The organism is Vibrio sp. TRT 29B02, from assembly GCF_050113655.1.
Classification (GTDB): domain Bacteria; phylum Pseudomonadota; class Gammaproteobacteria; order Enterobacterales; family Vibrionaceae; genus Vibrio.
Genome location: NZ_JBNJOJ010000005.1, coordinates 18,518 through 41,202 on the forward strand (window position 1 = coordinate 18,518; position 22,685 = coordinate 41,202).

Here is a 22,685-nt window from a genome sequence, read left to right on the forward strand (position 1 = left end):
TCATGGCATTACCCACTTATTGCACCGCTCGTGAGCGAGCAGGTTATTTTGGTTATCTGGTTTTTTGTACTTTGGTATTTTTGTTTTTGATCGCGCCAATTTTGATCATCGTGCCACTGTCGTTTAACGCGACCCCGTACTTCACCTTTACAGAAGGTATGCTAGGTCTCGATCCTGAAGCCTATTCGATACGCTGGTATGTGGATATGTTTACCAATAGTCAATGGCTGAATGCACTGAAAAATAGCACCATTATTGCCGTATGCGCGACAATTGTCGCGACGGTGCTAGGTACTTTAGCCGCGATGGGTTTAGCCGCCAATAACGTCCCGTTTCGCAACGTGATTATGGCGTTTCTTATCTCTCCAATGATAGTGCCCGTGATCATTTCCGCCGCAGCGATGTATTTCTTCTATACCCGCCTAGATCTGTCTCAGACCTTCACTGGTATCGTACTTGCACATGCTGCTTTGGGGACGCCGTTTGTCGTAATTACCGTGACGGCAACATTAAGTGGTTTTGACCAGAGTTTAGTCAAAGCGGCCTACAGTTTAGGTGCGAATCCAGTCTATACCTTCCGCCATGTGACTTTCCCATTGATTCGCCCCGGGATGATCTCCGGTGGTCTATTTGCTTTTGGTACGTCATTTGATGAAGTCGTGGTGGCGCTTTTCATCACTGGTGTGGAGCAGCGTACCGTGCCAAGACAGATGTGGTCAGGGATTCGTGAGCAGATCAGCCCGACAATACTTGCCGTCGCAAGTATGTTGATACTGATGTCGGTTTTGTTGCTGGTGACTTTGGAAATGTTACGTCGCCGAAATGCCAAGATTAGAGGCATCAGTGAATAATTCTTCTCGTGTGAGTTTTTTGGAATAACGCAATAACAACTATCCAGGTAGAACATGTAGGCTATACCCCCTGTTTATGCGATTGCCAATGCGCTTCTGTCCGAAGCGCTTTTTTATTTGTGGCGAGAAGAGAGGGGATAGAATTAGTTAAAACGCGCTCTGAACTGCGATGGAGTCATCTGTTTTACCATGCGAAATTGGCGATTGAAGTTCGATAGGTTTTGAAATCCTGTCTTCTCTGCGACTAAGGCAATTGGGGTGGAAGAGCTGGCGAGGAGTTCACATGCTTTACCAACGCGATACTGTTTTAGGTGGTCAGAAAAACTCACTCCATAGTGCTTCTCAAACAAACGATAGGCTGAACTTTCACTAATATGCAGTTCCTTACAGAGGTCGGAAATACGTACTGCGTGTTGATAGTTGCGTTCAATAAACTGTGTCGCCATAGCGACTCGTTTGTGTGCGTCGTTATCGCCAGATAACTCTTTGAGTCGATAAGGGGTTACAGACAGTTTTTCGGACTGTTTGTCATCAGCGAGATGGATCAATACCTCCATCACTTTAAGCGCTTGTAGGTGCCTTTCACTGCTTTCAATTCCACTTAATAGTGCAGACACTTTTTCGGCCGTTTGCGCACTGAATTTTAGACCAAAGGCGGCATTTTCCAGCAAGCGTTTGATATTGCGAGCCTCAGGGATCGCCGCTTGAAGTTTCTCTATCCAATGATGTTTAAGCCAGACGATAATCGAGCTGTGTGGCTTCTCGTCACTGCCTGCCAGCTGTCCGGTAATCATATGGGGTAGCCCAGGCCCATAGAGTAGGAGAGTGTTGTGATTCACTTGCCCGATGGCATCGCCAGCAAAGTAGTTACCGTTAAACACATGCTGAGGGTCGAGATAAAGAACCAGTTCATATTCGGCGTGGTAATGCCATGAGCAGGCGAATTGCTCATTTTTAACACGACAGTGATACTCCCTTACCAGCCAGTCATAACTGGGCGAGTTAAGGACATTTTCTATAAACGGCTTCATCTGACATCCTCCAATAACGGCAGTTAGAGTAATCGATGTGTTGTTTTTCTGTCAAAGATATAACTGTTGTTGAAGGATTTGTATTAGATGTGGCTCGAATACCATCATTGAATCTCGATAACTTTGTATAGACTAACGCCATTCAATATGAGTGGTTGGCTATAGGAGCGTTTGGGTATGTATCGAGACAAAACGGCAATATTGTTTATTTTTACAGCGTTCGTTTCAGGCTTGTGCGGTGCGTTCTTTTATCCGCTATCAAGCTTGTTTATCGTTGAGCAGTTAGGCGCATCCCCAATGATGCTGAGCATGTACATGGTGCTTGCGGTAGTAAGCTCTGTGATTGTCTCACAGTTAATTGCGACTCAGTCGGATAAAAACTGGCAGCGTAAAACGATTCTTATCGTCGCGTTATCTTGCTATCTGATCACTGTGCTGAGCTTTGTTTTTGTTCGTGATTATTGGCTGGCAGTCACTATAGCAACGGTGTTTGGTAGTGTTAGCGGTGCCTCATTTGGTCAGCTGTTTGCGATGGGAAGAGAGTATGCGGACAAGAATGTCGAAGATAGTACGACGTTTCTGTCAACGATGCGTGCTGGTATCGCCATCGCTTGGGTATTTGGCCCTCCTGCTGCCTTTATGCTCAAAGCGAGCTTCGGTTTCAGCGCGGCGTTTATGGTCTCAGCATCGATCGTTTCCATTGCCATTCTGGTGATCACAACCTCATTGCCATCTTGTGAAGTTACTGCGCCTTCTGGTGAATCATCGCAAGATAAACCATCCAGCCGAGGTGTTAACCAACTGGTTGCGCTCTATTGTGTTGCGATGGTATTCGCCTTTGCGGCGAACAACCTCTATATCACGAGTATGCCGCTATATCTTTCTCAGGAGCTGAAAGTCGATGGAAACTGGCTTGGTTTTCTATTTGGTGCGGCGGCATTGTGTGAGATCCCAGTGATGCTATGGGCGGGACGTTTGGCGCAAAAGGTCGGTGCGATTAAGTTGATGATGCTGGGTGTGGCGACGGGAATTGTGTTCTATATGGTGATGTTAACAAGCCAAACCTTTGTCACTATGCTGGCGGCGCAAATTTTAAATGGCTTCTTTATCGGCGTATGTGCGACGCTCGGAATGGTTGTATTGCAGGATATGATGCGTGATCGTTTGGGAACCGCTTCGACCTTGTTCTCAAGCATGTTGAGTATCAGTATGCTGCTGGCCAGTCTCTCTGTCGGCGTTGTGGGAGAGTTGTATAACTACTATTCGACCTTATATGTCTCATTTGCAGGTGTGATTGTCGCTGTGATTCTGTTGTGGTTGTTTACCTACAAAGTCCGTCAGCAACAAACCGTCTTACCAACAACGGTTCCATCGATTTCTAGTCACTAACCACGGTCAGTTTTGGCCAGCGATTCAACCAACCTTTTCTTGATACTCGCTGGTCAAATACGGTTTTACATCGCTTGGGGTTGTGAGTGAGTTTGAGCTCAAACAGCGACTGATAACCAAATGCCGCGCACACCGTAACGCTTCAACCCTGATAGGATCTTGTGTAATTAACTCAACAATTCTCTTCATAAGTGTAAGGCACAATGGGTGATTGAACTTAGGACTCGAGAGTATCACTTTTTGGTGCATTGAGCGGTAGCGTCAGTGTAAAACAACTGCCTTTTCCTGGTTCACTGCTCACTTGAATATTGCCGTTAAGTAGTCCGGTCACAAGGTTGTAGACGATATTTAGCCCCAGACCTGACCCACCTTGACCCAAACGGGTAGTAAAGAAAGGGTCAAAGATTTTGCTTTGATGCTCAATCGCTATGCCATGGCCATTGTCGGTAACTGTGATAATGGCATTGTGACCTTCAGAATGGCAGCGAATGGTTATCATCCTATGCTCTTGATCTGAGAATGCATGAACCAAAGCGTTTGAGAGTAGGTTCATCAGAACCTGTGTCAGAGGACCGGGATAGCTGTCCATTTTGATTGATTCTTCACATTCGGTTTCGAGCTGTATTTGTTGGCGTGAAAGGCTTGGCAGCATAGTAACTTTTAGTTCATGAGCGATCTCTTGCAAATCAAACACGCGTCTTTGATAACTCGATTGGTCAACTGCCACTTGCTTGAAACTGGAAATCAGTTCAGAAGCTCTGCGCAAGTTGCGCTCGATACTTTCGGATGACTCGGTACTTTTGCTGATATAGCTATCGAGTGCTGAACGTCTTAATCCCTGCTGAATGGATTCGACAAACTGTTGATTAAAATCTTTTAGGCTGCTGGCGACGATCATTGCATTGCCAATAGGAGTATTGAGTTCATGGGCGACACCAGCGACCAGAGAACCAAGCCCTGAGAGTTTTTCTGAACGGACTAACTCTTCTTGAGTCGCCTTCAAGGTTTCCAGCGTATGCTCCAGTTCTATGGTTCGTTCATTCACTCGACGTTCGAGATCTTGTGTTTGTTGCTCGATGGTTTCTAAGTAGCGGCGTCGATCCTGTTCCCTGTTTGCGGCGCGTTTAAACCAATTTTGCCAGCGAGAAGGTACATCTGGAATAACAGGGGTCTCTTGACTGGGCAAATCTTCAACGAATTGCGCTAAGCGCAGTGCTGGCTGACTAAAGTTCCAATGCTGGTAGAGTACGACGAACAACAAGAGCGCAGTAAAGGTTGAGGCGAGCATTAAGTTGGGTAACAGACTATCGAAGACATATTGGTTTATTTCGCTGTTGGTCAGTTCTAAAACGAGTCGCCAAGGAGTGTCGGGTAGTATGAAAGAGACCCAATAACCATCGGAGACGTTTTGCAACTCGCTATGGATCACACGATGGGCTTCGCCAATGGACATCAACGTCAGAATTCCGTGTTGAGACTGACTCTCTGTTTTGTCTGTCAAGGCTCCATCACTGTCGCCAATCACTAAGCCTTTGTCATCGACAATCACTAAACGACCGAGGTCGAGTGGTCGTTTAGTGAGAATTTTATCTAGGACGGAAAGAGTGATATCCGTACCGACAGCACCAATAAAGTCCTCTTTGTGATAAACAGGAGCCAGCAGTGAAACCATCATGCCTTTTCCCCCCGCATCCATATAGGGCGTTGTCCAAACTTTCTGCTTCGTCGGGTTTGATCTAGGGTTAATGAGTTTAAGTGGAAAGGTTCCTCCGGCCTGAAAGATGATATCCAGGGTGTCGTCCATATTGTCGGTTTCTGTCGCTGCCATAAGATCACGGTAGCTTAACCAAGGATAGAGGTAAGTCAGTACTTCATTGGCATCGTAATAATAGCTCCACTGAAAATCACTGTATTGCTGATGGGTTGAAACGACTTCGCTGGTCATTGTGAGCAATGCACTGACGTCGAAGGTGTAATCTCTAGGATTTGAGCGAACATAAAGTTGCCCCAATTTAAGTCTCACGTCTGGGGGCAAGTTTTCCCACGGCGCGTTTTTAGGCGAGTCTTGAGTTATCTGCTTGAGGTACTCAAGAGCGCCATCTCGGGGGATAAGCTCGGGATACAAATAGGCGGTTTCCAGTGTTCCACGCATGCGGTCGATATGGTTAAGAGAAACAGAGAGTGTCTTGTTGAGAGACAACATTGACTCCATTCCTTTTTGCGTTTGTTGTGTGAGGAGCTGTGATTTGAGCTGGTTACTAAGATAAAACGTGTTGCCTAGAGTGAGCAGTACAATCAGAATCAGGCCACCGTAAATCATAGCGCGATAACGACGAATCAAGGCTGCGGATCGAGTGTGAACTCTGGCAATAGCATCGTCAGTTGATTGACCAGAGTTGGATGCTGGTGGGATGTCCGGATTATTCATCGCTGGCTCACTTATTGTTTGTCGTCCGGTTGAGAGACGAAGGTTATCAACTGTTCCATTTCCATCGCTTTGGCAAACAACCATCCTTGCCCTTCTTCACAGTGAAATGCTTTCAGTTTGTCGTGTTGAAAAGAGGTCTCAATCCCTTCCGCTGTGATCTGCAAACCTAACGTTTGACCGAGGTTGACGATCATCTTCGCGATGCTGCAATCTTCTTCCATCGCATCGACAAATGAACGATCTATTTTCAGACGCGTTGCAGGTAATTTATGCAGAATACTGAGTGAAGAGAAACCTGTGCCAAAATCGTCTATTGCGATCTTACAACCCAACTCACGCACTTGATTGAGCACGTCGCACAATGCAGATAGGTTTTTAGCAGCAATGGTTTCCGTGATTTCTAACTCAATTTGCTGCGGTGCAATGGCATGTTGTTTGAGACTGGATTCGAGTAGATGGACGAACTCTGGCTCATCAAGTTGGGTTGGAGATATGTTGATCGCCATGGTTATCTGAGTGCCGACACTATTGAGCAGTTGGTTAAACTGTTGACAGGCTCGTTCGATAACAAACGCGCCAATATTCACCATCATCCCAGACTGTTCTGCGAGGGGAATAAACTGATCCGGTGGAACAAGATCACCATGTTTATTGCGCCAGCGAAGCAAGGCCTCGATGCCAGTTAACTCGAGTGTGTTGAGGTTGTACTTTGGCTGATACATCAGAAAAAGGGCATTCTCTTCCAGTGCCTGTTTAAGTTCGATAAGAAGTTGCATCCTGTCGCGAGCATTTTGCCCCATGTTCTGTGAAAAGGTCATGGCAGCACCGCGATGATGCATTTTGGCCTGTTTCAGCGCGACTTGGGCATCTTTGTAACGTTCGGAGAGTTGTTCGCCTTGGCAGAGTTCAACCAGCCCGATGCTTGCCATGACCTTGAAAGGTTGGTCATCAACCGTGAAGTTACATTGGAAAACGTTGCTGATGGTCAAGTCGGTGACCTCTTTTTGCGAACCAATGATGGCGAATACATCACTGCCAACTCTTGATAGAAAACAGTTTGGAAAAGCGTGGCTAAGTCGTTCGGAAACTGCGATGAGTAGATCATCTCCTAGTTTGTGACCGAAACTGTCGTTGAAAACGGAAAAGTCATCAATGTCAATCAGAGCCATGACTTGTGAATGCTCCGATTGAGAGGAGGAAAGTTGATACTGCAATAGGCTGTTTAGGTTGGGTATGTTGAGTAGAGGATCGGTGAATGCTTGCTGCTCAAGACGGTTATAAAGCAAGACATTGTCAAAACCAACCGACAGATTCGCGCACAACACTTCGAGAAGATGCTGATCCACACTTTCTAAAGGGCGATTCACATCCACATAAGCGGCCAATTTTCTGCCATGTTCTGTGGAAAAATAGAGAGTTAGCCCATCTTCAAGTTGATTTTCACGTTTTTCAAGGCAAGTTAGGATTCGGTCGCGGATGTTGTGTGAGTCCAGTTGCTCTATTGGAGACTGAACATACGGTTGGTAGCGGCCAGCTGCTGCGATGATCTGCGCGGAAGATGAAGCGCAATCCGATAGACTTTCCTGAACGCAAATTAAGCCATCGGGTTCTATCTGAATGATGGCACTGATCTGTTTTACTGCCCCTTCTGCAAACATACGCATGCCATGATAGTGGGCGAGTTCAGTGCTCGCTTTGACCACCTTTTCTAAGCCTTGGCGCATGGTATGTTGATTACAAATCTGTTGATAGGCTCTGATGGCGCTGGTCAGAATGGTAAAAAGGCGGATTCGAGTCAGTTCAGGCTTGGTGCGATAGTCGTTGATGTCATAACGCTGAATGGTCTCCATTTCAGGAGCATAGCCTGGCTGACCTGTACGAAGAATGATCCTTAACGCGCTTAAATGCAGTTTTTCTCTAATGGTTTCGACCAACTCAAGCCCTGCGCGGTCGGTTTCCATGACGACATCAAGCAGTATCACACCGATATCCGTTTCATGACTCAGTACCTGTTCTGCTTCCGCAGCGGAATAGGCGTGAAGGAACTCGATTGGGCGGTTTTCGATGATGATGTCTTTTAGGGATAACGTCGTCGCATGATGGAGATCTGGATCATCGTCAACGATCAGTACTCGCCAAGTAAGTTTCGGAGACGTTGTGTCAAGCGTATCTGGCTCATCTTCAATAATGACCAGCAAATCATCGTTTGAGTTTTGTTCCTCGTCCATTCGACCCTCTATCCTTTGAGATATCACTAAGATAAAAGTTTAGTCCTAGAAGTATAGAGATGCGAAATATGACTGATTTTAGAAAAGATAGCGGCTGAGGGTTTTGGCGATAAGACTTTTGTAAGCCAAGCCCAAATGATGGGCTTGGCAATCAGATTTTATGCAAGCTTTAGGTCGAACTGTTGGCGGTACATCACCATATCTTCGATGGTCAGAACAGGCATATTATGCAGTTTACCAAAGGCAACGATCTCGGCTGTTTTGGCCATTGTTCCATCAGGATTGGTGACTTCGCAAAGCACACCAGCAGGCTGGAGCCCTGCCATTTGCATCAAGTCGATAGTACCTTCTGTGTGTCCACGACGGACCAAAACGCCACCTTTGCGTGCACGAAGAGGGAACACATGGCCTGGACGTGCCAAATCCGATGGTTTTGCCAGAGGGTTTGCAGCCGTTTTAATCGTCGTTACGCGATCTTGAGCAGAAACGCCAGTGGTGACACCGACTTTTGCTTCGATTGAAACCGTGAAGGCGGTTTGGTTGGCACTGTTGTTATTGCTGACCATTGGGGTTAGCTCTAAACGATCCGCTTGCTCTTCTGGCAGGCAAAGACAGACAATCCCGCTACACTCGCGAATCATCAATGCCATTTGTGCAGTGGTAAGAGATTCGACGGAATAGATAATATCGCCTTCATTTTCACGGTCTTCATCGTCAAGCAGCAGTACACCTCGGCCTTGTTTGAGGGCAATGAGTGCTTGTTCAACGCGTGTGATTGGGTCGCCGAATTCGGCTAGTAGTGATGACTGATTCATGGTTAACTCCTAAATATCACCAGAATCAGGGCATGCATGAGTACTGCGACATGAAAAGTCACAGCCAAAACGAAATGCACCACAGCAGCAAGGGCTGGCGTGGTGTGTTTTCATTCTCTCTCATCCGGACTATAACCGTCGGCTCTGGGTTTTCACCAGATCTGCTGACCTCGACGTATCGAGCGCTCGCGGGCTCACCCCAATGTCAAAATTGGCTAGGGGAATACCGCCGGTGGGGAATTTCGCCCCGCCCTGAGAATAAATTAAACGTTTGCTAATATAGCGAGGGGATTGTATCGGTTCTGATAGGAAAATCAATACAGTAGCTCAAGGGACAAGAATAATTAAGCCAACGAGGATTCTTTTAGGTTTGGTTCGTGGCTCATATTATTCATAGGCGACACTGGGAAACCAGAAAACCCATAGTGAGTCCGTCATTAAAACTTATGCATAACGCCATCTTTCGAACACAATTTGAGTTCATAATAAGCAGTAAGGCGAACTAGCCGTCAGTTCAGCTTCGTCAGTTAATGTTTCGTTGTATACAAAGGATAAGGACATGTTTGACAACAAAATTTGCATCGTAACGGGTGCCGCCCAAGGCATAGGTCGGGCTATCACTGAACGTTTTTCTCAAAATGGAGCCAAGTGCGTGTACGCGCTGGATATGAATGCGCAAGGGTTATCTGAAGCGTTTAACCATTGTGACAATGTAGAGCCTGTCGTGCTCAACATCTGTGATCGTCAGGCGATTGCAGCCTTTATCGCTCAGGTGAAAGAACGTCATTCAAGAGTGGATGTCTTGATTAATAACGCGGGCGTGACGCGTGATGCGCTGATCGAGAACATGACCGAGCAAGAGTGGGATTTTGTAATCGATGTCAATTTAAAAGGCGTGTTCAACCTAACTCAAGCGGTTGCGCCACTGATGATTGAAAATAACTATGGATCGATTGTTACCATGTCTTCGGTTGTCGGCACCGATGGCAATATTGGTCAAACCAACTACGCAGCGTCAAAAGGTGGCGTAATTGCAATGACAAAAAGTTGGGCCAAAGAGTTTGCTCGCAAAGGGGCTCAGGTTAGAGCTAATTGTGTGGCTCCAGGCTTTATTCAGACACCAATGACGGAAAATCTGCCAGACAAGGTACTCGATTTAATGAAGCAGAAAACGCCTCTTGGCCGAATGGGAACCACCGAAGACATTACCAATGGTGTCGAGTTTCTTGCCAGTGACAAGTCAAGTTTTATCACAGGGCAAGTGTTGAAAATTGATGGTGGGTTGGTGCTATAAGATGAACAATAAAGTCTATATCGTCGCAGCAAAACGTACTCCAATTGGCCGTTTCCTTGGCAGCTTAAGCTCGGTTTGATGATAAAACCAATGTGGATGGAAGTGCGATGGCGTTAGGCCATCCGATTGGGCACGTATCGGCACTGCGGTCCTCTTGCATCAAGTCGCTTAATCATAATGAAAGCCAACTCAAGTGAGTTGGCTTTATTCTCTTTATCAACCTTTAAACGGCGGCCTCAAAAGGCAGGGGTTCCACTTTCACTGCCGCGACTTTGAATTCTGGTATCTTGGCATGGGGGTCGGTTGCTGTGGTCGTAAGTCTATTGACTGGCGACTCAACAAAATGGAAAGGAATAAAGATAACGCCTTTTTGGATACGTTTTGTCACGAATGCATCTATCTCAATCTCTCCTCGACGGGTCGAGACTTTAAGTCGCTGACCGTTAGAAATACCTAATGCTTCTGCATCCTGAACACTGATCATAGCACGTGGCCCCGCGAGATTATCTAACCCTTTGGTTTTACGCGTCATGGTACCGGTATGGAACTGTTCTAGAACACGTCCCGTGGTAAGCACCAATGGAAACTCCTCGTCAGGCAATTCTGCCGCATAGCGGAATGGTACGCCCACCATCTGACCTTTGCCGCGAGTGAACTGTGTCTGATGCATAATGCGAGTACCATTCGGATTGTTTTTGTTGCTCGGCCATTGAACGCCTTCAGGGGTAATCGCATCCCAGCGCAGTCCCGCATATTGAGGGGTAACACGTGCAATCTCGGCGGTAATGTCAGAGACGTGTTGATAGTGCCAGTCACTTCCCATCGCGTTAGCAATTTGTTGGATGATCCACCAATCCTCTTTGGCTTCTCCTGGTGCTTTGACGGCAGCATTGATACGCTGTACGCGACGTTCAGTGTTGGTAAAGTGGCCTGATTTTTCCGCAAATGAGCATGAAGGTAGAACCACATCCGCGTAGTGAGCGGTTTCTGTTAAGAAGATGTCTTGAACAACCAAGAAATCCAGTGCCTCCAAACCTTCGATAACATGCGCTTGATTTGGGTCACTAAGGACAGGGTTTTCCCCCATGATATAGAGACCTCGAACCGTACGCTGGCATGCACCATCAATGATTTCAGTGAGAGTTAACCCCGGTTCAGAAGGTAGATGAGTTGCATTCCATTCGATCGAGAATTTCTGACGAATCATTGGGTTGTAGACTTTCTGATACCCTGGGTAGCTGTTGGGCAGCGCGCCCATGTCACAGGCTCCTTGTACGTTAGACTGACCACGGAGTGGGTTAATACCGCCGCCTTCAATACCGATGTTGCCGCACAGTAGCTGCAAGTTGGCGATAGAGCGAACGTTGTCATGGCCTGTGGTGTGTTGTGTAATCCCCATCGAGTAGTAAACAGCGGTTCGTTTGGCTGTTCCTATCATTCTCGCCATAGCAAAAATGTCTTCACCGCTGACGCCTGTCACTAGCTCAACTTTATCCAGAGCATAAGCAGGTGACATCACTTCCTGAAGCAAGGTATCAAAGCCATCAACACGCTCTTCTATATACTCTTGGTCGTACCAACCATTTTTGATGATTTGCTGCATGATGCCGTTAAGCAGCATGACATCTGTCCCTGGGCGATGCGCGAGATAGAGCTGAGCATGATCGGCCATATCGATACGTTTGGGATCGGCAACGATCAGACGAGCACCGTGGTGGCGGATAGCTTGCTTGATATGGGAAGCGATAATCGGATGAGCAGAGGTGGTGTCTGAACCGATAATAAAAATAACATCCGAGTGTTTGATACTTGGAATGTCGTTGGTCATCGCGCCACTACCGAGCGAGGCTTCTAGTCCGGTGACACTCGACGCATGGCAGAGACGAGCACAGTGATCAACGTTGTTTGTCCCTAGTTCGCGACGAATAAATTTCTGGAAGGCATAGTTGTCTTCGTTGGTGGTTTTGGCTGATGAGAATCCTGCCAGTGCATTGCCACCAAAATCTTGCTTGAGAGCGGCAAATTTACTGGCAATCAGAGTAATAGCTTCATCCCAGCTTGCGGGCTGTAACCATCCGTCTTTACGGATAAGCGGCGTCGTTAAGCGAGCTTGATCACCGATGAAATCGAAACCAAAACGTCCTTTGACACAGAGCATGCCTTGGTTCACTGGAGAATTGGCACCGGTTATGCGGCGAATTCGGTTGGCTTTCTCGTCAACATGCATGGTTAACTTGCACCCCACACCACAGTAGGTACAAATGGTGTCGACATGTTTGAGCGACTCTTCGCGACCCTGTGAGCGATCTCGACTGTCAACCATAGCGCCCGTCGGACAGGCCTGAATACAAGCACCACATTGAACGCAGTTCGAGTCCCCCATCAAGATTCGACCATGGCGGCTGGAACCGAAGTGCGGTCTGTCATCTGGTCTCAGTGCGGGACGACCATTTTGGTCGTGAACAAAGTTGAGAATGCCATGCACCGCTTGTTCACTGCATGCCTGAATACATTGACCACAACTGATACATCGGTTGGCATCAAACTCGATAAACTCTGAACTACGATCAACTGTAAACTTATGTCGTGTGTCTTTGTGACGGAGATTGAGCCAGTCTTGGTGTGTTTTTACTTCAACTGGCAACGAAAAGTTCTGTTGCGCACCATATTCGGTTGAGTAATCCCGCAAATCACAACTGGTATTGGCTTGGCAGCCGCACTCTAGGCAACGAGCCGCCTCTTTCATTGCTTCATCATTGTCAAAACCGAGTTCGACCTCATCAAAGCTTTGCTCACGTTGAGCGGGTGTCAGCTCGGGCATAATGCTGCGCGCGACTTTCTGCAAGTTTTCAAAGTGGAGAGGATCGACCTGAGCGAGCTTTTCTTCTTTGCGTGAGTTAAAGGCAGGTTTTGGCATGTCAGCCATATCACCATTGAGAAATAGGTCGATGGCTTTGGCTGCTATTCGACCGTCACCAACCGCTTCAACCGCGGTTGCAGGCCCACGCCGAAAATCACCTATGCTAAAGATATTGCCCGTGCCAGTGTGCATGGTTTGGTCGTCAGACTGAGAAGTATTCCAGCGCGTTAGTGGGATTGAAAGTGAATCGTCGTCGAGGAAACTTAAGTCTGGTTTTTGCGATACAGCGGCGATTACGGTGTCAAATTCTTGGGTGAAAAACTCTCCTGTCGCCTCTGGTCTCCGGCGGCCTGATGAATCGGGGGCGCCTAATGCCATACGTTCCAACTGGACTTTTTCTACTCGTCCATCTGAGCCTGCAATATTTTGAGCTGGGTTCGTTAAGAACAGAAATTGTACGCCTTCGTGTTCAGCCTCTTCGATTTCATACTCTTCAGCGGGCATTTCTTCACGAGTTCGGCGGTAGATAATCGTGGTTTCAGCCCCCGTTCTGCGAGCGGTTCGCGCACAGTCAATCGCGGTGTTACCCCCACCGATGACCGCGACCTTATTCCCGGTAGTGTAGTGTTGTTCTGTGACATAATCTTTCAGGTAGTCGACGCCGAGATAACAGCCTGCTAAGTCACTGCCCGGATAGTTCATCTCAACCGCCAATGACGCACCAACAGCCAAACAGACTGCATCATACTCGTCGCTTAGCTGAGATAAGGTAAAATCGACGCCGAGTTTTTTACGGGTTTGAATCTGCATGCCGTTGCGGCACATGAGTTCGATCTCTTTATCTAAGATCGCTTTTGGCAATCGGTATTCTGGGATCCCGTAGCGCAACCATCCGCCCGCCTTTGGCATCGACTCAAACACCGTCACATCATAGCCTTCATTGGAGAGATAGTAGCCAGCAGTCAAACCGCCAGGGCCACTGCCCACCACAGCAATAGAGAGTCCTTTGGCTAGTTTTTTCTCCGGTACATAGGATTCTTGCGCAGCAAGGTCTGCATCTGCGGCATGTCGTTTTAGTTGGCGGATTGCAATCGAGTCGTCGACCAAAGAGCGGCGACATTCACTCTCACAGAAAGCAGGGCATACGCGGCCAATAGAGAGTGGCATTGGCAGGGTGCGTTTGATGACCTCAATCGCTTTTTGATGGTCGTTCTGGGCAATGAAGTAGAGATAAGATTGAATATCGACACCAGCAGGACAAGCGGTTTTGCATGGCGCTTCGCAGTCAGCGTAGTGGTCTTGCATTATGGTGTTAAGCGCTTTACGCCGGTGAGCACTGAGCTGCTCTGATTGGGTTTTTACGTTGAGACCGCGATAAACTTTGAGTTCGCACGCCCGTTGAGTGCCGCCACTTTCCACTTCGACGACACACAGGTCGCAAGGCACCTTGGCCTTGGATTTGTTTAATCCACACAATGAAGGTATGTCGACGCCACACACTTTTGCTGCTTCCAGAAGAGTAGAACCCTCTTCCACAATCCGGAACTTTCCGTCAATTACGATTTCTATCATAAGACCCTCACAGCGTAATTTTTAAAGCCTTACATTTTATAAGGATAACACCTGGCAAGGAAACAACGTGTGACAAAAAACGCATTGTGTGGCGTTTTTTTGAACAAAAGTCATCATTGTGCTTCCGTGCTAATTGATCAATATGCGCTGTCGCTCTCCTCAGTTAGTTGATTCTTATCAATAGATGTTTGATACACCCCTTTAGGGTTATATATAACCCTACGAACTGTGTTGAAAATGCAGCTATTATCTTCAGGATTGCTATGGTTACGAAGAGAGTTGAGCCTAGCTAAACCGCTGGTGTGAGGAAGTGAATCATGAGTGGGTTTAAATCAAAAACATCAGAGAGCCGACGTCGGTTTTTGCGTGATGCTGTTCGGACAGCAGCCGGTGTTGGGGCTGCGGCAAGTGTATTGGGGTTGCAGTCAATGCAAAGTCAGGCAAGAGATGGCACAGGTGTTCCGATTCGTCCGCCAGGTGCTTTGCCAAAGGGTGAGTTTGAAAAAGCGTGTGTTCGCTGTGGATTGTGTGTTCAGGCTTGCCCTTATGAGACATTGAAACTGGCCACTCTGTTATCTCCTGTAGAGTCAGGAACACCCTATTTTACCGCTCGTAGCATTCCATGTGAGATGTGTGAAGACATTCCTTGTGTGCCGGTTTGTCCGACGGGTGCCCTCGATCCTAATTTGACCAACATCGATGATGCAAGAATGGGTACCGCGGTACTCATTGACCACGAAAGTTGCCTCAACTGGCAAGGTTTACGTTGCGATGTCTGCTATCGAGTTTGCCCGCTTGTTGATGAGGCGATAACGCTTGAACACGTGCGCAATGAACGAACTGGTTATCATGCTAAGTTGATTCCAACCGTTCATTCAGACAAATGTACAGGCTGCGGAAAATGCGAAGAAGCTTGCGTCACTGAGATTGCTGCAATCAAGATCATTCCCACTGAACTGGCAAAAGGCAAGATGGGAGCTCACTACCAATTGGGATGGGAAGAGATCAACAAAACACTTGAAAACAGTGCGCCCGAGGTGCCAAACGAAGCCCTCGAAACCTTGGGGGGTAAGTTGTAATGGCTAAGAACCTAGCAAAGAACGCCGGTAAAGAAGCTGTGCAAAAACTTGGCTGGTGGCAAGCTCACCGCTTTTTAATTCTGCGTCGATGTTGCCAACTGCTTATTGTGGCTCTGTTTATGGCGGGGCCTACTTTAGGAGTGCTCAAAGGAAACCTGTCATCCAGCATTTTATTTGACGTGGTGCCAATGAGTGATCCACTCATCATGATGCAGACGATAGCTGCCGGTCATTTACCTGAGGCAACCGCCTTAATCGGCGTTTTGGTTGTGGTCGTTTTTTATGCGGCTTTGAGTCCACGTGCATTTTGTGGCTGGGTCTGCCCTTTGAACATGGTGACTGACTTCGCCGCTTTTTTGCGCCGTAAGCTGAATCTTAAATCCAGCTTTCGCTGGTCATCGACCATTCGTTACTGGTTGATCCCAGTATTACTTATTGGCAGTGCACTTTCGGGCTGCGTACTTTGGGCCTGGATTGACCCTGTCGCCGCTTTGCATCGTGGTCTGGTGTTCGGTTTTGGTGCGGGTTGGGTCTTGATTGGCTTGGTTTTCGTACTCGATCTTCTGTTAGTTGAACATGGTTGGTGTGGTCATCTTTGCCCGCTTGGTGCAACTTATGGTTCGATTGGCCGAAAAAGCTTATTGCGTGTCGTGGCGGTCAAGCGAGAACAGTGTACCAAGTGTATGGATTGTTATTACGTTTGCCCTGAACCAGATGTATTACGTCAGCCATTAAAAGAAGGGGATCGTCGAGTGATGGATCAAAACTGTATCAGTTGTGGCCGTTGCATCGATGTTTGCGCAGAGAAGGTCTTTGAGTTTAAAAATCGCATTTCTATCAAGCAACTCGATTGAAAGTAACGGCGACCCAGTTAACGGTGCTCACTCAATGCACAGCGGCCTAGCCATAGTCTGCTGTGCAACTGTGCACGCTTGTGGTTGCTCGGTGAGCAAAAAGTGTTCTATAATCGCGCCATCATTTCTTTAGGAGATTACGCCAATATGAATAACTAACACCTGTTATCCACTGTTTACATTATTTTCGGATTTCACAGGGTTAGTCGGCGTAGCTCGTCACTGCTTATTCTCAAGCATACTTCTCTAAACACAATTGAATATAAGGTTCCTTAGCATTATCGGGATCGATCTATCCAAACTTTGCTACGCCTAATCCTGTTGCTCAGGAGGCAAAGTATGCCAGTAATACAAGCAAATAAAATCAGTTACCAGTTTGACAACGGTGATCGTCTTTTTAGTGACATTTCATGTTCATTGTCCGATAAAAGGGTTGGTCTGGTCGGTCGAAATGGGGTGGGTAAGTCACTCCTAGCGGGTATGTTGACCAAAAAACATCGGCCAACATCAGGAAGTGTTGTGATTAATGCGACACACGATACTTATAGTCAACAGCCGTCGCAATGGCTTATGAACTCAACAACCGTAGCAGACTATTTAGGGGTCACAGATAAAATCACAGCCTTACAACATATTGAAAAGGGCGATTGTGATGACAAGTGGTTTGAAATGCTCGCTGATGACTGGACGATTAAGCAGAGACTAAGTCAGCAACTGGCGGAGTTGGGGTTGCCACGCGAGGTGAATTTTCCTTGTAGTAAGCTCAGTGGTGGACAGTTGGCACGACTCCAATTGTGGCGACTGTTTAATAGCGAGGTTGATCTTTTGGTGCTGGATGAGCCGTCGAACCATCTTGATGGAGAAGCCAAGGCTTGGCTGATTGAGAAAATGGCACAATTTTCGGGCCATATTTTGCTCATTAGTCATGACAGACAATTATTGCGCCAGATGGATCAAATTTGGGAACTGAGCCAGTTGGGGTTGGTTCAGTATGGTGGCAATTATGATGTCTATTCTGAGCAGAAACAACGAGAGCGTAACGCGCTTGAACGTCAGATTGAAGCGATACGAGGAGAGCAGAAAAAGCTCGAAGTTCAGGCTCAGAGAAACCATGAAAAAGCCCAGCAAAGAGAGGCGCAGGGCAATAAATTACGTAAGTCGGGCAGTCAGTCAAAACTGATATTGGACGGTATGAAAGACAGCGCGACGGCATCACTGTCCAATCGGTTAAAAAATGACAACAACCGGAGGACGATGCTGGCACAGAAACATCATGCTCTGAGCGGTCGTTATGAGCAAATAACGCCGCAAAAGATCTATCTTGAACAAGGCGAAGCTAGCCGAGCAAATCGACTCAATATTGTCAGTGGCATACTGCCTTTCGGCAGCCGAGAGACGATCAATCTGATCCTTGAAGGGAATAGTCGACTGCATCTTTGTGGTGGCAATGGCAGTGGCAAATCGACCTTGCTGAAGGTCCTGCGGGGCGATATTTGTCTAGAGTCGGGGGAGTTAAAGATCAATCATCCGGTCTGTTATTTGGATCAGCATTTTGGTTTGATCAACGAATCACACTCGATATTGGACAACCTAATGGAGTATTGCTCTGGGATAATTGAAAGTGATGCACGAACCTTACTGGCAGGTATTGGTTTCCGTCGTGACACTGTCTATCGACAGGCCAGTTTGCTCAGTGGTGGTGAAAAGATGAAATTGGCCATGTTGATCGCCAGTCACCAGCCACAATCGCCAATATTGTTACTTGATGAACCAGATAACCATCTCGATTTAGACTCAAAACAGTTGCTGGCTGAGGCGTTACGAAGCTATCAGGGCGCTTTCATTCTGGTTAGTCACGATGATGATTTTGTTAATGAGAGCGGTGTTACGCAGCGATATACGCTCGTAGGAGAGGGGGGCTAAAGGATAAACCTGACCGTTGTGGCGACAAAGGCGTGATCGCTGGCCTGCTTATCAAGCTCGAAGTGTGGGTTGGTTAGATGCTTGTCTAGGACCAAATAGTCCGTTACGTCTGCGAGAGAGTAGGGACTGTGAGGTTGGAACTCCTGTGACAAAAGAATGTAGTCGAGTACATTGCCGTTGGCAAAGTGGTAGTGCGTGGCTTTTCGTTCTGCATTGGGACGGGTTAAGTTGAACAGTTGCCAGCTATCTTCAAGTGTCAGAGCGCTGTCTGGTTGCTCAACTTGCTCTGTGAGCAGCCCAGTAATATCACTGGATATGGCTTGATTAAAGTCACCTAACAACACCGTTGGTCGAGGGTTGTGCTGATACTCGCGTTGCATAAACAGGCGAAGCATCAGCGCTTCCCAACCTCGCTGCTGACTGGAAAGCCAGCGACCGACTAAGGGCAGATCTCGTTCAGGAGAGCGGCTTTCCGTCGCACGCTGCGATTTTAGATGGCAGACGTAGACTGCGATGTCTCCAATCTCCGGCACGTGGATAATGGTTTGAACCGGCTGACGGCTAAAACTCGGAATCTGGGTCTGATAATCCAATGCAATTTCGCTGATAGGACTGACTGGATTAACCTGAGTGATGGGGTATTTTGACGCAATAGCGACAACGGGTTTGGAATAGATATAGTCTTGTTCAACTGTAGGGGTTTCCACCGTCGCAAAATAGGAGTAGCCGAGCTGTTCCATCATCTGTTGCGCCGCAGCGATACTAAATATTTCTTGTAGCCCGACTATGTCAGCATTGAGTTGAGTTAACTGATGCTGCGTCCAGCGTTTTTTCTCACGCCACGCTTGGTGCTCATAGATGCTTTCAAAATCATAAAATGCGTTCGGGGGCTCAACAAAGTTGAACAAGTTGGCGGTGGCGAAGGTCATTTTTTTGTCTGCAAACAATGCGTTATCCAACCGATGTATATTCAGGGTCGATGGAGTATTGGTTGCGTCCACCATTTTTGGCGCGATAGAGCGCCGAGTCAGCTTTGGCGAAGATCGATTCCCAGTCAGACTGGATGTTTTCTGCATCGCTAATAGACGCGCCCAAAGAGATTGTCACTTTAAACGTGTGTTGCGGGTACAGAAACTCGTGTTGTTCGATGGTCGTTCTCAGGCGCTCTAAAGTATCATTGACCATATTGGTACTCTCTAGTGGCATGATGAGGATAAACTCTTCTCCTCCCCAGCGAACCAGTAAGTCGTCTTTTCTGAGTTTAGCCTGTAACACGCGCACCGTTTCGCGCAATACCGAGTCCCCAACCTCATGGCCGAATTGATCATTGAAGTTTTTGAAATGGTCGATATCGATAATGCTGACGAGATATTGAGTTTTGCTTTTCAGTGCTGACTGTTGTTCAAGCCACTCATCAAGAAAACGTCGGTTGAAAGCGCCAGTGAGAGAGTCGGTGGTATTCTGGCTCTTTAGCACTGCGTTTGCTTTTCTGAGACGAAGGATGCCACGTAGAGAAAAGTAAGCCAAAATGCCAAACAGAGTAAGGTAAAGGATCTCTCGCGCACGTTGCTCTTTTAACGTGATGTCTTGCAATTCATTCTGTGCTTCTAACAGTTCCACTTCACGGCTATTGAGTTGGCGTTCTAGCGCACTTTTTTCACTCAATATCTCTTCGCTGTAGGTCTCACGATAGAAAATTTGTCGCACCAAGGATTCGCGCTTCATATAATTGAGCGCTTGTTGGTAGTCCCCCTGAGCTTCGTATGCTTGAACGAGCTTACCTAGAATGTCCATCTCCCACACGACTTCATCGCTTTCTGAGTCACTCAGTATATCCAGTACCTTTTGTGCATAGTGGATGGCTTGAGAGTAGTTCTTCTCGGCCAAAAACGCAGTCGCAAACGCTTCATAGCAGTTAGCTAACATGTGGTCAGTGTTGCCGGATTCTTGAGATACATCGACACAACGCTGCGCCATGTCTAACGCTTCGGTCGTCTGACCAACCTTTGCATACTGCATGGAAATATCAGCAAGAGTAGAAAGTTTTATGCGACTTGAGCCCGTCTGATCGGCGTCGGTAAGCGCCATTTCCATATAGGTTGTCGCTTTGGAATGTTCACCGAGCGCGAAGTAAGTCGTGCTCGAATTGGCGTAAAGAATCGCTTCAAACAAACTGTTGTCGTAATGGTTGATTTTGTAGAGATCGAGTGCCCGTTTAAGGTAGTTATGCGCTTTGTGCCACTGGCCCGCCATCATATAGACGGTGGCGATATTGTTAAGCGTCATCGTTGTCTGGAAATTGTCACCAATTTCTGTGATCAACTCGAACGCCATTTTGTAGTACTTTAAGCTCGCTTTTACATCCGATTGCTGCACATTAACGTTGCCCAGCCAGCGATAAGTTCGCGCAAGTAGGCGTTTATAGCCGATATCTGCCGCTACAGGGACAATTTCATGAAGCAGCGATTCACCCTCAATAAGTAAATCGGAGTCAATCAGTTTGATGGCTTTGATTAGCTTGGCTTCTGCGCTAATCCATTCAATCTTTGATTCGATACCAAGCGCTAACATATCCGGACCATTAGGCACGGCGATGCCTTCGTATCTACTTAGATTATGCAGGCCAAAGTAGTACAACGCTTGGGCCTGAGGCGAAGCGTTATCAGGCAAGGAAATATCTTTGAGATCAACGAGCCCCGGCTGACACAAGGAGGAATAGTAAAATGTCAGCATCGAACGCTCCTTAACGGAGATATTCGAATGGAGAAAATCATGCTCTGACTCTATGTTACAAGCCGCTTGTGCGTGAGCAACACTGCCGATAGCGAATAGAATGGTTAAAAGAGACCAAAGATGCTTCATTAAAACTTATACAGCTCACTAAAAAGACAATTAGACTTAAAGTTTACCATTTTATCAATATCCTGCACTTTATTGCGGTAAATAAAAGTTACCTGTTGACCTGCTTGACGAACAATCGACAAAGGGTTAACGCGCACGCGATTTCAGTGCGTTCTGAAACGGCTCTTGTGAGATTGCAATAGCACTAGAAAAGTGCACTATGTAAGTCGCTTGCGGTGACTGCTGGCAATTCAATCCAGATGGTTCACTCGTGACTGACTGAAGGTTTAGATACAAATAAGGATGCCTACATTGCAATTAAAAGGTATACACCATGTCGCCATCATCTGCTCTGATTACCAAAGATCTAAACAGTTTTATGTCGATGTACTCAAATTGGCCGTGATTGCGGAAAACTATCGCGCAGAACGAAACTCTTATAAGCTTGATCTTGCTTTGCCAGACGGTAGTCAAATTGAGTTATTTTCATTTCCAAATCCACCGTCAAGGCCTTCGAGACCAGAAGCTCAGGGACTCAGACATTTGGCGTTTCGGGTCGAATCGGTAGAGGGTTTCGTCGATTACCTAGCGGCACAGGGTGTTGAATGTGAACCGATCCGGATAGATGAATTTACTGGTAAATCATTTACCTTCTTCAACGATCCGGATGGCTTACCACTGGAGCTTTACCAAGACTCGCTTAGTCAAGCAGCTCACGTTGTATAACCGTTAATACACCAGCCTCACGGTTAGATGGTGCTGCAAAGCGGGCAATTTGCTTGATTCTAGGATGCGCGTTGTCCATTGCGTAAGAATGGTAGCTGGCTTCTAGCATCTCTAGGTCATTGAGGTAATCACCAAAACTCATGGTTTGCTGGTGAGTAAAGCCTAGGGTTTGCTGTAAGTGTTCAATCGCAGCCCCTTTCGATGCTTGTGCATTCATCACATCCAGCCAGATTTTTGCACTGACAACGACTTGGTGGCTGTTGCCGAATGCTTGGTCGAAGGTTGGAAATACCAACTCTTCCGTTCCGTCGAAATGACAAATTGCCACTTTGATAAAGTCGTCATCAACAAGCAGCAGATCGGGAACATACTGGCAGCGGTGATAGTATTTTGCGAACTCTTCTAGTGCGCGGGGATCGTTGGTTTCAATATAGGCCGATTGCTTCCCACACAGCACGATGTGCGCTCCTGAAATAGCTCGAGCTTGCTTAATGATGGCGGCTATAGATGGTTTGTCTATCTCACAGCTGTAAAGCTCCTGACCTTGATGCATGACCAAAGTGCCGTTTTCAGCGATGAACATCATACGATCTTTGATTGGAGCGAAGGTTTCTATCAGGCTGTAATACTGACGGCCTGATGCTGCGGCAAAGATGATCTCTTTATCTTCAAGCTGTTGGTATATATCGTAAAATTTTGGGTTTAGTTGGCTATTTTCATCAAGGAGTGTGCCATCCATATCGGCGGCAACAAATCTAATGTTTGGCTTTTGCATAATTAAGGTTTGTAGTGTG

16 protein-coding genes and 1 riboswitch are annotated in these 22,685 nt (G+C 47.0%); of the genes, 7 read left to right on the top strand and 9 right to left on the bottom strand.

The genetic code is table 11. The annotated features are described in order from the left end of the window. The first annotated feature begins 2 nt into the window (after nt 1-2). Nucleotides 3-851 (top strand): ABC transporter permease, encoded by an 849-nt coding sequence (locus tag ACQEXT_RS04475; protein ID WP_331417203.1) that lies wholly within the window; start codon nt 3-5, stop codon nt 849-851. A gap of 143 nt (nt 852-994) precedes the next feature. Here the strand turns inward: ACQEXT_RS04475 and ACQEXT_RS04480 are convergent, their stop codons facing one another. Beyond that, a complete protein-coding gene (locus tag ACQEXT_RS04480) occupies nt 995-1,882 on the bottom strand; it encodes an AraC family transcriptional regulator (protein WP_138970846.1) in 888 nt (295 codons plus the stop codon). A 177-nt stretch (nt 1,883-2,059) separates the two neighbouring features. Here ACQEXT_RS04480 and ACQEXT_RS04485 point away from each other — a divergent pair, with 177 nt between their 5' ends. Further along, nucleotides 2,060-3,271 carry a sugar efflux transporter gene (locus ACQEXT_RS04485; protein ID WP_138970847.1) on the top strand — a complete coding sequence of 404 codons (1,212 nt, stop codon included), beginning with the start codon at nt 2,060-2,062 and terminating at the stop codon, nt 3,269-3,271. Here ACQEXT_RS04485 and ACQEXT_RS04490 read toward each other — a convergent pair. The 4 genes from ACQEXT_RS04490 to ribB form a co-directional block, all read right to left on the bottom strand. Then, entirely contained in the window at nt 3,261-3,404 is a 144-nt protein-coding gene (locus tag ACQEXT_RS04490; protein ID WP_426950795.1) for a nucleotidyltransferase family protein, read from the bottom strand. The two genes, ACQEXT_RS04485 and ACQEXT_RS04490, sit on opposite strands and share 11 nt — an antisense overlap. An 84-nt stretch (nt 3,405-3,488) precedes the next feature. Further along, complete coding sequence (locus tag ACQEXT_RS04495) at nt 3,489-5,699, bottom strand: ATP-binding protein (RefSeq protein WP_426950796.1); 2,211 nt, start codon at nt 5,697-5,699, stop codon at nt 3,489-3,491. 11 nt (nt 5,700-5,710) lie between these two features. After that, nucleotides 5,711-7,927, bottom strand: coding sequence for a GGDEF/EAL domain-containing response regulator (locus ACQEXT_RS04500; RefSeq protein WP_426950798.1), 2,217 nt, complete (start codon nt 7,925-7,927; stop codon nt 5,711-5,713). Between the two features lie 158 nt (nt 7,928-8,085). After that, nucleotides 8,086-8,742, bottom strand: coding sequence for a 3,4-dihydroxy-2-butanone-4-phosphate synthase (gene ribB / locus ACQEXT_RS04505; protein ID WP_426950799.1), 657 nt, complete (start codon nt 8,740-8,742; stop codon nt 8,086-8,088). Nucleotides 8,743-8,850: 108 nt separating this feature from the next. Further along, nucleotides 8,851-9,006: riboswitch (FMN riboswitch) on the bottom strand. Between the two features lie 295 nt (nt 9,007-9,301). Between ribB and ACQEXT_RS04510 the strand changes: the two genes are divergently transcribed. Continuing rightward, nucleotides 9,302-10,036 (top strand): beta-ketoacyl-ACP reductase, encoded by a 735-nt coding sequence (locus ACQEXT_RS04510; RefSeq protein WP_426950800.1) that lies wholly within the window; start codon nt 9,302-9,304, stop codon nt 10,034-10,036. Nucleotides 10,037-10,259: 223 nt separating this feature from the next. On the opposite strand, the gene fdhF is transcribed toward ACQEXT_RS04510, so the two are convergent. After that, nucleotides 10,260-14,468, bottom strand: coding sequence for a formate dehydrogenase subunit alpha (fdhF, locus tag ACQEXT_RS04515; RefSeq protein WP_426950801.1), 4,209 nt, complete (start codon nt 14,466-14,468; stop codon nt 10,260-10,262). Nucleotides 14,469-14,785: 317 nt separating this feature from the next. On the opposite strand from fdhF, the gene napG reads away from it, so the two are divergent. The 3 genes from napG to ACQEXT_RS04530 all read left to right on the top strand — a co-directional run bounded on the left by napG (nt 14,786) and on the right by ACQEXT_RS04530 (nt 18,324). Next, nucleotides 14,786-15,547, top strand: coding sequence for a ferredoxin-type protein NapG (napG, locus tag ACQEXT_RS04520; RefSeq protein ID WP_138970851.1), 762 nt, complete (start codon nt 14,786-14,788; stop codon nt 15,545-15,547). Further along, on the top strand, nt 15,547-16,401 hold the full coding sequence (gene napH, locus ACQEXT_RS04525; RefSeq protein WP_426950803.1) for a quinol dehydrogenase ferredoxin subunit NapH: 855 nt from the start codon (nt 15,547-15,549) through the stop codon (nt 16,399-16,401). The genes napG and napH overlap by 1 nt, the downstream gene beginning before the upstream one ends. Nucleotides 16,402-16,740: 339 nt before the next feature. Further along, entirely contained in the window at nt 16,741-18,324 is a 1,584-nt protein-coding gene (locus tag ACQEXT_RS04530) for an ATP-binding cassette domain-containing protein (protein WP_426950804.1), read from the top strand. On the opposite strand, the gene ACQEXT_RS04535 is transcribed toward ACQEXT_RS04530, so the two are convergent. Further along, the gene (locus tag ACQEXT_RS04535) at nt 18,321-19,271 is read right to left on the bottom strand and encodes an endonuclease/exonuclease/phosphatase family protein (protein WP_426950806.1); all 951 of its coding nucleotides are present in this window, start codon (nt 19,269-19,271) and stop codon (nt 18,321-18,323) included. The genes ACQEXT_RS04530 and ACQEXT_RS04535 overlap by 4 nt on opposite strands. A gap of 4 nt (nt 19,272-19,275) precedes the next feature. Beyond that, nucleotides 19,276-21,186, bottom strand: coding sequence for a tetratricopeptide repeat-containing diguanylate cyclase (locus ACQEXT_RS04540; RefSeq protein WP_426950808.1), 1,911 nt, complete (start codon nt 21,184-21,186; stop codon nt 19,276-19,278). Nucleotides 21,187-21,477: 291 nt separating this feature from the next. Between ACQEXT_RS04540 and gloA2 the strand changes: the two genes are divergently transcribed. Next, a complete protein-coding gene (gene gloA2 / locus ACQEXT_RS04545) occupies nt 21,478-21,891 on the top strand; it encodes an SMU1112c/YaeR family gloxylase I-like metalloprotein (protein WP_426950809.1) in 414 nt (137 codons plus the stop codon). On the opposite strand, the gene ACQEXT_RS04550 is transcribed toward gloA2, so the two are convergent. Further along, nucleotides 21,866-22,666 (bottom strand): Cof-type HAD-IIB family hydrolase, encoded by an 801-nt coding sequence (locus ACQEXT_RS04550; protein ID WP_331417192.1) that lies wholly within the window; start codon nt 22,664-22,666, stop codon nt 21,866-21,868. The genes gloA2 and ACQEXT_RS04550 overlap by 26 nt on opposite strands. Between the last annotated feature and the right edge of the window lie 19 nt (nt 22,667-22,685).